Raw genomic sequence first — 12,589 nt, forward strand, 5'->3', positions numbered from 1 at the left:
GAGGAGCGCGAAGCGCGGGCGGTGGGGGGCTATTTGAGGAGAGGCATCTGGTGTGAGATGACAGGGGAGGGGGGATGCTCCCCCCTCCCCACCTGATGGTGGTCGAACTCCGGGCGTTCCGCCCATCGCACTCCCCGTCAGCCCCTCGCACCTAACGGTGCTCGTGCTCCTGCCCTTCAGCCAGTCGCACTCCCCCAATGGCGATATCCCCTCGAAATCCGTGCATGGGGTTATGCGATGTTCCAACGGAACGACTTTCCGTAGGATGCAATGGCCCGATGGGCAGGAATTCGAGGAGTTTGGGCGCATCTCAAACCCCTGCCGATCTGTCCGTCACACCTTCGAAAAATTGCCTGACTATTCCTCCTCCCGCAGTTCCATCACCCGCAGAACGTCCGTCCGGGTCACGATCCCGACCAGGGTGTCGTTCTCGACGACGGGAATCCTCCCGATCTCCTGGCCGGTTATGATCCGGAGCGCATCGATGAGCGGCGCCGACGGCGGGAGGGCGGTCGGGTTCCGGGTCATGACGTCGCGCACCTGCATCGCCTCCCGGTCGATCGGCGAGATCTTGTGGACGTCGGCGAGAGCGATGATCCCGACGAGCGATCCCCTATCCACCACCGGGAATCCGAGGTGCTTCGTCTCGTACATCATGTCCACCACCCGGGGCAGCGGCAACGTCGGTTCCACGGTGACGACGGGGCTGCTCATCGCGTCGGCGACCGTGACATCCTGCAGCAGGACGTTGTAGCGGAGGAACGTGGCCTCCTGGTTCGCCCCGATGTAGATGAAGAAGGCGATGATGATCAGGATGGGATTCAGGAGCAGGAGCCCCACGATCCCGAAGAGGACGGCGAACCCTTTCCCGACGTCGGCGGCGATCCGGGTCGCACGGGAGAGCGGCATCCGGCGGGCGAGCCATGCCCGCAGCACCCGTCCTCCGTCCATGGGGAACGCCGGGAGGAGGTTGAACCCGAAGAGCAGGACGTTCAGGAGCCCGAGGTAGCCGAAGGTGAAGATCAGGACGCCGGCGACTCCCGGATCCAGATTGATCGCCGCAACGACATAGACGAGGGCGGCGGAGATGATGCCGACCGCAAGGCTCGTCATCGGTCCCGCGAGCGCCATGGGAAGTTCGATCTTCGGATCCGGCATCGTCTCCTCCATCTGGGAGACGCCGCCGAGGATGAGGAGCGTGATGCTATGGATCTCGATCCCCTTCGCTTTCGCGATGAGCGAGTGAGCCATCTCGTGAATGAAGACGCCGAAGAAGAGGCCGAGCGCCACGACGATCCCGAGAATATAGGGGTTGAACCCCTCCGTGATCAGCGTCATATCGATAGGGACACCGAAGAGTGCCTGGATCAACTCGGTCGTGAGCACGATCTGGCTCCCGATGATCCAGGCGAAGAGGGGGATCACCAGGAGGAAACTCCAGTGCAGTTTGACCGGAATCCCGGCCAGGGTGCCGATCTGTAGCGACGCTTCCATGAAAAGGAGTATCTTTTTATCATTTATAGTAATATACCTTCAGAGGATACCGATGAGAACCCAGATCACAGAGATGTTCGGATTACGCGTCTATACCGACAGAGCTGTCTTTATCGGGAATGTTGACGATGTCGTGCTTGATGTGGACCAGAAGAAGATCGACGCCCTTGCGGTCGGCGAGCTCAACCCCGAGATCGGGGAGGTAAAGGGCTACAACGGGCTGCAGATCCCCTTCCGCGTCGTAAAGAGTGTCGGGGATATCGTCATCGTCCGCCACATCCCCGGGCTCTTCAAATCCCCGGCAAAAGAAGACTGACCACGATGTCCGGGGCTCCTGGCCGATACAATATGGATACCGGGGATCGCGAGATCTTCTCGAACCTCACGATCTTCCCCCCTGTTTTTCTCCGACTCGACGGTCGCGCCTTTCACCGCCTGACACGTGTGCATAACCTCAAAAAACCGTTCGATCCCGCCTTCAACGAGAGCATGCGGTCGGTCTGCCGCTACCTCCTCACCGGGAGCGGTCTTTCCCCCGTATTCGCTTACACCTTCTCCGACGAGATCAGCCTCTACTTCTCGACGCTGCCGTTCTCCGGGCGGGTGGAGAAACTCGACTCCGTGACCGCCGCGGCTGCGGCGAGCAAACTCACGATCGAACTCGGGTGCACCGAACCCCTTGCGTTCGATGCCCGGACGATCCCTGCGGCGGGAGAGTTTGCGGTCGAATACCTTGTCTCGCGTCAGAACGAAGCGTGGCGCAACCACATCAACGCCTACTGCCAGAACGCGCTCGTCTGTGAGGGGATGACCACCCGTCAGGCCGCCGCGGCGCTCCGGGGGATGCAGTCCGAAGCCATGCACGAGATGATGTTCGAGCGGGGCGTCAACCTGGCGGCAACGCCGGCGTGGCAGCGGCGGGGGACGCTCCTCTACCGGGACGAGTGCATAAAAGAGGGGTATAACCCCCTGACGGGGGAGACCGTCGAGGCTGTACGGGCCTGCATCCGGGAACCGGAGGAGACGCCTCTCTTCTCCACCCCGGAGGGCGCGGCCCTGATCCGGTCACTCACCGGCGCGTGAGATGCCGATCTGCATCTGCACGCCTTCCACGTCCCAGTCCTTCTCGAGCGCAAAGGGCTCCGCCGGCTTCCCGCCGTTGCGGCGGACGGTGAGGGCTGCCGCCCGCACCTCCCCGGCGATCTCCTTCTGCCACTCCTCATCTGCGATGAGCGAGGCCACCCGCTCGTCGGCGACGTCCACGGCCGCGACGATGAAGTCGTCGACGTTCAGGTCGAGCTGGCGCCGCATCTCCTGGATCCGCCGGATCACCTCGCGGGCGTATCCCTCGGCCTCCAGCGCCGGCGTGAGGGTGACGTCGACGTAGACCGTCGCGTCCTTCATGGGCGCGGCAAAGACGCCCTCGGGAAGGGCTTCCGCGAAGGTGACGTGGCGTTCGGCGATCTCGTAGCCGTCGAGTTGGGCCTTTCCGTCCCGCTCGATGGCGGTTTTCAGGGCGGTGCCGTCCGCGCTCTCTATCAGCGCTTTGACCTTCGGCCCATCTCTCCCGAACTCCGGGCCGATCGCCCGCATCACAGGTTCTGCCTGCCAGAGGATCCGGTCCCATCTTCCGGTGACGACCCTGACCGCCCGGGCGTTCGCCCGGTTCAGGGCGAGTTCGTTCAACTCCTCGAGAGCCGTCTTCACCTCGTCGCTCCCGGTGACCACAACGGTCTCGGAGATCGGCCAGCGGAGTTTCCGCCTCCCGTTCTGCCGGGCGGTGGCGACCGCGTCGTCGAACGACCGGACGACCTCCATGGAGCTCTCGAGATCGGGCGCGATCAGGAGTTCGTCCACCCCCGGCCAGTCGAGCATATGGACGCTCTCCGGGTCGCCCGCAAGGCGCAGGTTGCCATAGATCTCCTCGGCGATATGGGGGGTGAACGGCGCAAGGAGCGCGATCAGGCGGCGCATGACGTAATATACCGTCTCGTAGGCGTACCGCTTCTCAACCGAATCTTCCTCGAGCCACATCCTCGCGCGGACGAGCTGGACGTACCAGCGGGAGAGATCCTCAAGGATGAAGGAGGCGAGCGCCCGCGTCACCTTATGGAGTTGGTACTCCTGCATGTCTCCGGCCGTGGTTCGGGCGAGCGAGTTCACCCGGGAGATTATCCAGCGATCCTCTTTGGGCATATCCTTGATATGCGTCCGGACGAACGAGTCGTCCCAGAGGCCGCCGTCGCCTGCGGCGGGCTCGAACGAGTCGAGAACCATATACGGGAGCGGGAACCGGTAGACGTTCCAGAGGATGTTGAGCGTCCGGTGGATGGTCTTGACGCTGTCCCAGTTGAACTTCAGGTCGTCCCAGGGAGCGTTCGCCCAGAGGACGTAGAACCGGAGAACGTCGACGCCGAACTGGTTCATCACTTCTTCGGGCGTCACCACGTTGCCGAAACTCTTGCTCATCTTGCGCCCGTCGGCGTCGAGAGCGAACCCGTGCATCAGGACGCTCTTGTAGGGAGCGCGGCCGAACGCCACGGTGCTCGCCCCGAGCTGGGAGTAGAACCAGCCCCGGGTCTGATCCTGCCCTTCGGTGATGAAGTCCGCCGGCCAGAGGCGGTCGAAGGCCTCGCGCTTCCTGGGGAACCCGAGGGTCGCCCACGACGCGACCGCCGAGTCGAACCAGACGTCGAAGATATCGGCGACCCGGCGCATCTCCCCGCCGCAGGAGCACGGAATGACGATCTCATCCACGTAGGGCCGGTGCGGGTCGGGAACCTTCGCACCCGACCGCTCCTCGAGTTCGGCGATGGTGCCGATGACGGTTCGCTCGCCGCACTGCTCGCACTGCCAGATGGGGATGGGGATGCCCCAGTAGCGCTGCCGGGAGATGCACCAGTCGCGAGAGTCCTTGACGAAGTCGTGGAACCGGGCGCTTCCCGCCCACTCGGGGAACCACTTCACCTTCGCGATCTCATCAAGCATCGGTTCGCGGATCTCGGTGGCCTTCAGGAACCACTGTGCGGTCGCGCGGTAGATGATGGGGGTCTTGCACCGCCAGCAGTGGCCGTAGCGGTGGGTGATCGTCCGCCGGGCGAGGAGGTAGTCGCCGAGCGCGTCGATGACGAGGTCGTTTGCGTCCCGGACGTACATGTCGGCGAACGCCCCGGCCTCCCGGGTGAAGCATCCGCCGGAATCGACCGGGCAGAACGCCTCGAGCCCTTCCTGGATGCCGACCAGATAGTCGTCCCACCCGTGTCCGGGAGCGATATGGACGAGACCGGTGTTCTCGAGCGTGACGTAGTCCGCCGCGACGACCCGGTGCCGGATCTCCGCCTGGTGGGGAACCTGGCCGGCGAGCGGCGACGTGTACTCCGTTCCGACGAGGTCGCTGCCGCTCGCCCGCTCAAGGACGGTGTAGTCCTGGTAGCGGCCCATCTTCAGGACGGACTCGACGAGTTCGTCGGCGATCCAGAGGATCTCCTCGCGGCCGTCCTTCTTCGCCGCCACCCGCGCGTAGGTGAACGCGGGGCTGACCGCCACCGCGACGTTCGCAGGAAGCGTCCATGGCGTGGTCGTCCAGATCACCAGGTACTCGTTCTCGCGCCCGGTGACCGGGAACTTGACGAAGATGGAGGGGTCGGTCTCGTCCCAGTGCTCCACCTCCGAGTCGGCGATCGCCGTCTCGCACCGGGGGCACCAGTTCACGACACGGTGGCCGCGCTCGAGCAGCCCGCGCTCTTCCGCCCGCTGGACCGCCCACCACGCGGACTCGATGTACTCCGCCTTGATCGTCTGGTAGGGGTCGTCGAAGTCGAGCCAGATGCCGAGCTGCCGGAACTGCTCGCTCATGATCTCCATGTGCGTCACGGCGAACGTCCGGCACTGCTCGATGAATGCGGCGATTCCGTAATCCTCGATATCCTTCTTGGAGGTGAACCCGAGCTGGTGCTCCACCTTCACCTCGATAGGGAGGCCGTGCATATCGTAGCCGGCCCGCTCGATGATGTTCCTGCCCTGCATCCGGTGGTAGCGGAGGATGGCGTCTTTTAAGATCTTGTTCCAGGCGGTGCCGAGATGGATGTGGCCGGTGGTGTACGGCGGCCCGTCGACGAAAAAGAACGCTTTCCCATCCTTTCGCACCTCCTGAACGCGTGCATAGGTGTTCTCCCGTTTCCAGGAATCCTGGACCCCCGCCTCAAGTTCGCGCGGGTTATAACTGCCGGTGACCTCTTTCACCTCATATCCCTCATATTCAGCACTCTGGTGTACCGTTTGTTGTTGGGGGACAAAGCGTTTTGTACTATGTGGGGTGGTGCAGACTCACGCGAAGTGCGACGTTCTGTCAAGCTCGCTTCGCTCGCACTCCGCACCCTCCGGGTGCTCGAGCTCCGTTCCTCGAAGCCTGACGGCTTCTCGAACTCCTGTTCTGCGGACAGTCGTTCTCCGGAACGTCGCACTCCGCACCCTCCGGGTGCTCGAGCTCCGTTCCTCGAAGCCTGACGGCTTCTCGAACTCCTGTTCTGCGGACAGTCGTTCTCCGGAACATCGCACTCCGCACCCTCCGGGTGCTCGAGCTCCGGGCGTTCGCACCTTCGGTGCTCATGCTCCCGCTCTGGCGACCGGTCGCATTCCGCCCATCGCACTCCCCGTCAGCCCCTCAAAGAACTTCGTTCCTCTCATGCTCCTGCCCTTCGGCCAGTCGCACTCCCCGCGTGGCGATAAGTGACGTTCCGGCAGGAACGGAGCTGGAGCACCGAAGGTGCGATACCCTATGGAAAACCGTGCATGGGCGTAGCCTGTGCAATGCTCCAGAGCACGGCGTTCGGCCGGAAGGTGACCCGTAAGAACAAATCTTCCCCTGTTTCTTGATTCGCACATTGCCACTCCACCCCTCCTTTTATCCCTCACTCCCCCGACATCTCCCCCATGCAGATTGCAGTCATCGGGCGGGGGGACTGCTCCGGGGAGGAGTACGAAGCGGCGGAGACCATCGGCTACCTCATCGCCGGGAACCGCGAGACCGTCTGCTGCGGCGGCCTCGGCGGGGTGATGGAGGCCGCCTGCAGGGGTGCAAAAGAGGCCGGCGGAACGACCGTCGGCATCCTCCCGGACACCGGGGAGGGGAACCCGTATCTCGATATCGTCATCCGTACCGGGATGGGCCACGCGAGGAACGTCGTCCTGGTAAACTCGGCCGACGCAGTGATCGCCGTTGGGGGTGGCTACGGCACGCTCTCGGAGATCGCCATCGCGCTCAAGACGGAGAAGCCCGTATTCGGCCTTCTGACCTGGAAGATAGAGGGGGTGTTTGTCTGCGCGACGCCCGAGGAGGCGGTCATCCTCGCAGTTCGCGCAGCACGCCTGTCCCGGCCGTCTCGTAGCCCCCGAGATCCCGGAGAATCTTCTTGAACGCCTCCGAGGAGACGGTCTCGACGAGGGCCGCGATCCGCGGGTCATCGAGCATCTCGCGGTGCATCGCGAGTTCGTAACGCTCCGTCGCCACCGGGACGAACGCGAGACCGAGTGCTTTGGCGGCGCTGTAGACCCCCATCCCCGCGTCGACCTCCCCGGTCCGGACGGCAAGCGCCACCGCAAGGTGCGTCGTCACCTCCCGCTCGTAGCCGGGGATGGATCTCGGGTCGATCCCGCGCTGTGCAAGATGGTGGTCAAGCAGCATCCGTGTCCCCGATCCCCTCTGCCGGTTGACGAACGTCCGGCCGGGCAGTTCCTCGAACCCGAGGCCCTCGCGGGAGATGACGCCCTGCTGGCGCTCCGCCACGCAGAGGAGGACGAGATCGGCGCCCGGTATGTAGCGCTCCAGGTAATGGACGTTGTAGGTGCCGTCGGGGGCGAGGAGGTGCATCGGGGCCGCGTGGCACTCCTGCTTCTTCAATGCAATCACCCCGCCCATGCTTCCCGTGTGGGTGGAGTGGATATCGACGCCGCGCGGCCGCACCAGGTCGGCCAGGTGGTCGAGGGCGGGGTCGTGGCTGCCGGTGACGAGCACCGCCTCCTCCGCCTCCGCGCGGGGGACGGCGAGCCGGACGTCCACGGTCTCCCCCACCTCGACCCCCTCCTTCTGCGACGGAATCTGCATGTATCCGTTCGCCCGCACCGCGCTCATCTGAACGCCCGCTCCCCGTGACTGCGGCACCGCCACCCAGCGGTCGCCGATCCTTCCTGCCGAGAGGAGGACGAACTCGTCGGTCCCGATATCGGAGTGGAGGCTTGTGGTCAGCCGGGCGGCGACGCGTTCGGGCTCGCGGACAAAGAGGCCGTAGCGGGCGACGAGCGGCATCACGAGCTCGCGGAGCACCGTCGCAGCGGCAAGGGGATAGCCGGGAAGCCCGATCACCGGCTTTCCCTCGATCCTCCCGACGATCACCGGCTTTCCGGGTTTGATGGCGACCCCGTGCGCCAGCACCTCGCCGAGATCCGCGATGATGTCGGCGGTGTAGTCCCGCGTTCCGGCGGACGACCCCGCCGAGACGAAGAGGATGTCGTTCTCCGCGACACCGCGCCTGACCGCCTCCCGGATCATCCCGTAGTCGTCCGGGACGATCCCGTAGCGGTGCGTCTCCACGCCCGCCTCCGCGAGGACGGACGCGGCCATCAGGGTGTTGCTCTCCACCACCTTCCCGGGCGGAGGCATCTCGCCTGCCGGCACGAGTTCGCTCCCGGTGGGGATCAGGCCGGCCCGGAGCCTCGTGACCGCAACCTCCGTGACGCCGTAGTTTGCGAGCGCCCCGAGGTCGTGCGGCCGGATCCGGTGCCCCCTCGGGAGGATCATCTCCGACTCCCCGATATCCTCGCCGACCGGGCGGATGTGCTGCCAGGGGCTGACTGACTTCCGGACGGTGTAGGTCTCGCCGTCAGGCTTCGACTCGACCCAGACGTCCTCGATCATGATCACTGCATCGTAGCCGGGCGGAACGATGTTTCCGGTATTGACCCGCGCCGCGTCCGGGAGGGTCACCGGCCGCTGCTCGCTCGCGCCGACGGTATCGGCGCTCTTGACCGCGATCCCGTCCATCGCCGAGAGGTGGATGGCGGGGACCGAGAACCGGGCGAAGATGGGCTCTGCGGTGATCCTCCCCACCGCCCCGACATTCACCGGGACGCGGACGACTCCCGGAACCGCCGAAAAGGAGGCTTTGAGTAACTCCCGCGCCTCCGCGAGCGATATCACCGAGAGGTAACGCCTCACCACAGGATCACCTCGACCTCTTCGCCGACCTCGAACCCCTCGCTCGATGCCGGGATCCGCACCACCCCCTCGCTCTGCACCAGGGTGTTGAGGAGCCCCGACTTCCCGAAGACCGGTGTCGCCTCCCCGTTGCCGAGACTGACCCGGACGTAATCCTCCCGCCCGCGGGTGGAGGGGACGTTCTGGGTCAGCCGGGCGCGGACGGTTCGCCGGAAGACGGCGGTCTGCCGCATCGCCGCGAGGAGATGGTCGACGACGGCGACGAGCACGACGAAGGCCGAGGCCGGGTGCCCGGGGAGCCCGATGACCGGTTTTCCGCGTGCCGTCCCGATGATGGTGGGTTTGCCGGGTGCGATGGCGATCCCGTGCACCATCACCTTGCCGAGTTCCGCGACGACCGCCGCGGTGTTGTCCCGCTCGTCTTTCGACGAGCCTCCCGAGACCAGAACCGCATCGCACCGTTCAAGGGCGGAGGAGACCGCCCGCTTCAGTACCGCCCGGTCGTCCCTGACGATCCCGAAGTAGACCGGGTGGCAGCCCCGTTCCGTCACGAAGGCACCGGCGAGGTAGGAGTTCGCGTCCCGGACCTCGCCCGGCCCGGGGGCCTCGACGACAGGGACGAGCTCGTTTCCCGTAGAGATGATCCCGATCTTCGGCATCTTCACCACGCTGACCCGGTCGGCTCCGACCGCCGCGGCAACGCCGATCTCGCGAGGGGTCAGCACGCGCCCCCGTTCCAGAACCGCCTTCCCTGCCCTGAAATCTTCACCGCCAAAGACCACGTTCTCGCCGGGCGCCACCGGGCGGTGCACCAGGATGTCGTCCCCAATCTGTTCGGCGTGCTCGATCATCACCACCGCGTCCGCGCCTGCGGGGAGTGCTCCGCCGGTGGGGACGTACCGGCACGATCCGGGAGAGATGCTCCCGGCGTCCGCGCTCCCCATCCCGACCCGGCCCCGGCACTGGAGCATCGCCGGGATGGCCTCGGACGCGCCGGTGGTCTCGGATGCGGCGACCGCGTAGCCGTCGACCGTCGAGCGGTCGAACCCCGGGATGTCGATATCGGCAAGGACATCTCTCGCGAGAACCCGATGCAGGGCGTCTGCGAGCGGGACGTCCTCGCATCCGGGCGGCGGCGCGATCGTCTGCACCGCCTTTACGGCCTCGGCGACCGATACGACCTCGAGGAAAAGGCTCATCTGAAGCAGCCCAACTGACAGCCGCGGATCTTTATTCTCGGTTCGCGCTGGTTGCAGTACCGGGCGATATCCATCTTCGGGATGCTGTACTTCTCCGATATCTCGAAGGCCTGCGGGCAGGTAATCTCGTCTACTATGCCGTATGCCTCGAAGGCCTCCCGTATCTTGTCCTCGTCCATAGTACCCACATGATATGCCGCAAGGGAGATAGGATTTACTATCGCGCCGGTCAAGCACTACCATTTAGCAGCCCCGCGACCCACATTGTACCCGATGCGGATCGCGCTGATCAATTCGGAACAGGACGCTGCAGGGGTGAACATCAGGCGCCACCTTGAAACCCTGCTCGCGGCGTGCAGGGGGTGGCCGCTTGCCGAACGGCACGAACTGACGTTCTATGAGGTCGCAGGAAGGCTGATCCACCAGGACCGGATCGATACGGAGGTCGATGCCGATCTCATCCTCTTCATATCCCGGCACGCGAGCGTGCACCAGACGCCCGCCCTGACCGTGCACGTCACCGGCAACTACGAGACCGCCGACCTCGGCGGGGAGCCGGGAAAACTCGCTCCGGCGGCTCCCGCGTGGATGCACGCAATCCTTCATAACCTCGCCGCCCGCGCCCCGGAGGGCTACCGGGTCTCCTACGAGGTGACGCACCACGGCCCGACGGAACTCTCGACGCCCTCCCTCTTCGTCGAGATCGGGTCGACCGCGACCGAATGGGCCGATCCGGTCGCCGGAAGGGCGGTGGCGGAGAGCATCCTCGCCGCGGAGCCAGAGGAGACGATCAATCTCCTCGGTTTCGGCGGCACCCACTACGCCGTGCGGCAGACCGAGATCGCCCTCTCCTCCCGGGGCGCCTTCGGGCACATCGTTCCGACCCGACAGATCGGCGCGATCGATCCCGCTCTCCTCCGGGCGATGCAGGAGGCGAGCGGCGCCGTGGCAGCCTACATCGACAGGAAATCACTCTCCCGGGACGAGGCCGGGCGGATCGAGCACCTGCTCGGCGGTGCCGCCATCCCTCTCCTCTCCGAGTCGGAGATCCAGGAGGCATCCGGCCTTGCGTGGGCCACCTATCTCCGGGTCAGGTCTCTCGCCGAAGAGGTCGCTCCCGGGTCACGCGTCCGCATCCACAACCTCAGAGGAGAGGGGAATCCCGCCGTGGTGCGGATCGCTCCCGGGTTGATTGAAGAAACGATCAAATCAGACAAGTCGGGTTTTCTCAACGGTCTCGACCGATTGCCGGTCGTTCATCTCTCGGAAGGCTCGAAGGAAGTTCTATCGACGTTCATCTGCTTTGAAAACGAGTCGTCCCGACTCGCAAGTGATATAACTACCCTGTGTGTAAAACTCTTACTTATCTGTGAAAATGCTGTTATCGACGGTGATCACCTCGTCCTTCGGAAGGTGCGGTTCGACCCTGAGAAGGCGCGCAGGCACGGGATCCCCAAAGGGCCGCTCTTTGCCATGCTTGCCGGCGGAAAGGCGGTCGATATCGAGGGGAGGAAGGTCACACCCGATGCAGTGCAGACAACCAGCGTGAAGCGGATACATATTCCGGGATTGGAGAGTTACATATGAAATCCATCGTAGAAGAGGCACTTTCACGGGCGCGAGAGGAGCAGCGCTTTGCTGAGCCCACGGAGGTCGACAAGGATCTTGAAGATCTCCTCATGGAACTCAGGACTGAGATCGCAGTCGTCGGGTGCGGGGGCGGCGGTTCGAACACAGTGACCCGGATGGCGGATGAAGGCATCAACGGGGCACGGCTGATCGCTCTCAACACCGACGCGCAGCATCTTGTCAGAACACGGGCGGAGACCCGGATCCTCATCGGAAGGCAGAGAACCCGCGGTCTTGGCGCGGGCTCTATCCCCCAGGTCGGCGAGGAGGCGGCCCTCGAGAACGAGGACGAGATCAAGCAGGCTGTCCAGGGATGCGACATGGTCTTCATCACCACCGGACTCGGGGGCGGGACCGGTACCGGCTCAGCACCCGTGGTCGCGAAGGCCGCGAGAGAGGAGGGCGCACTGACCATTGCGGTGGTCACCCTGCCGTTCACGGTGGAAGGCGCTATCCGGGGCCAGAATGCGGAGGCCGGTCTCGAGCGGCTCCGTGAGGTGGCGGATACCGTCATCGTCGTCCCGAACGACCGGCTGCTGGAGGTCGTGCCCCGGCTTCCGCTCCACGCGGCGTTCAAGGTCTCGGACGAGGTGCTGATGCGGGCGGTCAAGGGCATCACCGAGCTCATCACGATGCCCGGTCTCGTGAACCTCGACTTTGCCGATGTCCGGACGGTCATGGAGCGGGGAGGCGTCGCGATGATCGGGATGGGTGAGAGCGACAGTGAGGACAAAGCCGCCGACTCGGTCAAGAAGGCGCTGCGCTCCCCGCTGCTCGATGTCGATATCTCCGGGGCGAGCGCGGCTCTCGTCAACGTGGTCGGCGGGCCCGATATGACGATGTCCGAGGCGGAAGGCGTCATCCAGGAGGTCTACGACCGCATCGATCCCGATGCCCGCATCATCTGGGGTGCTCAGGTTGACCCCGACATGCAGGGCAAGATGCGGACGCTGCTCGTGGTCACCGGCGTCCGGTCACCACAAATATATGGGAGAAACGAGAAGAGTATGCCGCGCATGATGAAACAGTTTGAGATCGACTTCCTGAAGTGAGC

Annotated in this window: 10 protein-coding genes; 5 read left to right on the forward strand and 5 right to left on the reverse strand. The window is 64.7% G+C overall.

All coding sequences use genetic code 11. The features are described from left to right. Nucleotides 1-357 precede the first annotated feature (357 nt). Complete coding sequence (locus MCUHO_RS11250; RefSeq protein ID WP_067078386.1) at nt 358-1,494, reverse strand: CBS domain-containing protein; 1,137 nt, start codon at nt 1,492-1,494, stop codon at nt 358-360. Nucleotides 1,495-1,546: 52 nt separating this feature from the next. Here MCUHO_RS11250 and MCUHO_RS11255 point away from each other — a divergent pair, with 52 nt between their 5' ends. Beyond that, nucleotides 1,547-1,810 carry a PRC-barrel domain-containing protein gene (locus MCUHO_RS11255; protein WP_067078388.1) on the forward strand — a complete coding sequence of 88 codons (264 nt, stop codon included), beginning with the start codon at nt 1,547-1,549 and terminating at the stop codon, nt 1,808-1,810. A 32-nt stretch (nt 1,811-1,842) separates the two neighbouring features. Continuing rightward, the gene (locus tag MCUHO_RS11260) at nt 1,843-2,577 is read left to right on the forward strand and encodes a tRNA(His) guanylyltransferase Thg1 family protein (protein WP_067078391.1); all 735 of its coding nucleotides are present in this window, start codon (nt 1,843-1,845) and stop codon (nt 2,575-2,577) included. Here MCUHO_RS11260 and ileS read toward each other — a convergent pair. After that, nucleotides 2,560-5,736 carry an isoleucine--tRNA ligase gene (ileS, locus tag MCUHO_RS11265; RefSeq protein ID WP_067078393.1) on the reverse strand — a complete coding sequence of 1,059 codons (3,177 nt, stop codon included), beginning with the start codon at nt 5,734-5,736 and terminating at the stop codon, nt 2,560-2,562. The two genes, MCUHO_RS11260 and ileS, sit on opposite strands and share 18 nt — an antisense overlap. Before the next feature lie 690 nt (nt 5,737-6,426). Here ileS and MCUHO_RS11270 point away from each other — a divergent pair. After that, nucleotides 6,427-6,909: a TIGR00725 family protein gene (locus MCUHO_RS11270; protein WP_067078395.1), complete on the forward strand. Its 483-nt coding sequence runs from the start codon at nt 6,427-6,429 to the stop codon at nt 6,907-6,909. On the opposite strand, the gene MCUHO_RS11275 is transcribed toward MCUHO_RS11270, so the two are convergent. Genes MCUHO_RS11275 through MCUHO_RS11285 form a run of 3 tightly spaced genes read right to left on the reverse strand, consistent with a single transcriptional unit; the run spans nt 6,836 to nt 10,085 of the window. Further along, on the reverse strand, nt 6,836-8,710 hold the full coding sequence (locus tag MCUHO_RS11275) for a molybdopterin biosynthesis protein (RefSeq protein ID WP_067078397.1): 1,875 nt from the start codon (nt 8,708-8,710) through the stop codon (nt 6,836-6,838). The two genes, MCUHO_RS11270 and MCUHO_RS11275, sit on opposite strands and share 74 nt — an antisense overlap. Continuing rightward, nucleotides 8,704-9,906, reverse strand: a complete 1,203-nt coding sequence (locus MCUHO_RS11280) for a molybdopterin molybdotransferase MoeA (RefSeq protein WP_067078399.1) — start codon at nt 9,904-9,906, stop codon at nt 8,704-8,706. The genes MCUHO_RS11275 and MCUHO_RS11280 overlap by 7 nt, the downstream gene beginning before the upstream one ends. Continuing rightward, a complete protein-coding gene (locus tag MCUHO_RS11285) occupies nt 9,903-10,085 on the reverse strand; it encodes a hypothetical protein (protein ID WP_067078401.1) in 183 nt (60 codons plus the stop codon). Before MCUHO_RS11285 ends, MCUHO_RS11280 begins: the two co-directional genes overlap by 4 nt. A gap of 94 nt (nt 10,086-10,179) precedes the next feature. Here MCUHO_RS11285 and MCUHO_RS11290 point away from each other — a divergent pair, with 94 nt between their 5' ends. Further along, nucleotides 10,180-11,493, forward strand: coding sequence for a D-aminoacyl-tRNA deacylase (locus tag MCUHO_RS11290; RefSeq protein WP_067078404.1), 1,314 nt, complete (start codon nt 10,180-10,182; stop codon nt 11,491-11,493). Next, nucleotides 11,490-12,587, forward strand: coding sequence for a cell division protein FtsZ (gene ftsZ, locus MCUHO_RS11295; protein WP_067078406.1), 1,098 nt, complete (start codon nt 11,490-11,492; stop codon nt 12,585-12,587). Before MCUHO_RS11290 ends, ftsZ begins: the two co-directional genes overlap by 4 nt. Nucleotides 12,588-12,589 lie beyond the last annotated feature (2 nt).

The sequence above is a fragment of the Methanoculleus horonobensis genome (assembly GCF_001602375.1).
In the GTDB taxonomy this organism is placed as follows: Archaea; Halobacteriota; Methanomicrobia; order Methanomicrobiales; family Methanoculleaceae; genus Methanoculleus; species Methanoculleus horonobensis.

Bases quoted from the DNA above. Each gene is read 5' to 3' on its own strand.
- MCUHO_RS11285 (WP_067078401.1), bottom strand. From the start codon at position 10,085: ATGGACGAGGACAAGATACGGGAGGCCTTCGAGGCATACGGCATAGTA.
- MCUHO_RS11270 (WP_067078395.1), top strand. From the start codon at position 6,427: ATGCAGATTGCAGTCATCGGGCGGGGGGACTGCTCCGGGGAGGAGTAC.
- MCUHO_RS11260 (WP_067078391.1), top strand. From the start codon at position 1,843: ATGGATACCGGGGATCGCGAGATCTTCTCGAACCTCACGATCTTCCCC.
- MCUHO_RS11255 (WP_067078388.1), top strand. From the start codon at position 1,547: ATGAGAACCCAGATCACAGAGATGTTCGGATTACGCGTCTATACCGAC.
- MCUHO_RS11290 (WP_067078404.1), top strand. From the start codon at position 10,180: ATGCGGATCGCGCTGATCAATTCGGAACAGGACGCTGCAGGGGTGAAC.
- MCUHO_RS11250 (WP_067078386.1), bottom strand. From the start codon at position 1,494: ATGGAAGCGTCGCTACAGATCGGCACCCTGGCCGGGATTCCGGTCAAA.
- ftsZ (WP_067078406.1), top strand. From the start codon at position 11,490: ATGAAATCCATCGTAGAAGAGGCACTTTCACGGGCGCGAGAGGAGCAG.
- MCUHO_RS11280 (WP_067078399.1), bottom strand. From the start codon at position 9,906: ATGAGCCTTTTCCTCGAGGTCGTATCGGTCGCCGAGGCCGTAAAGGCG.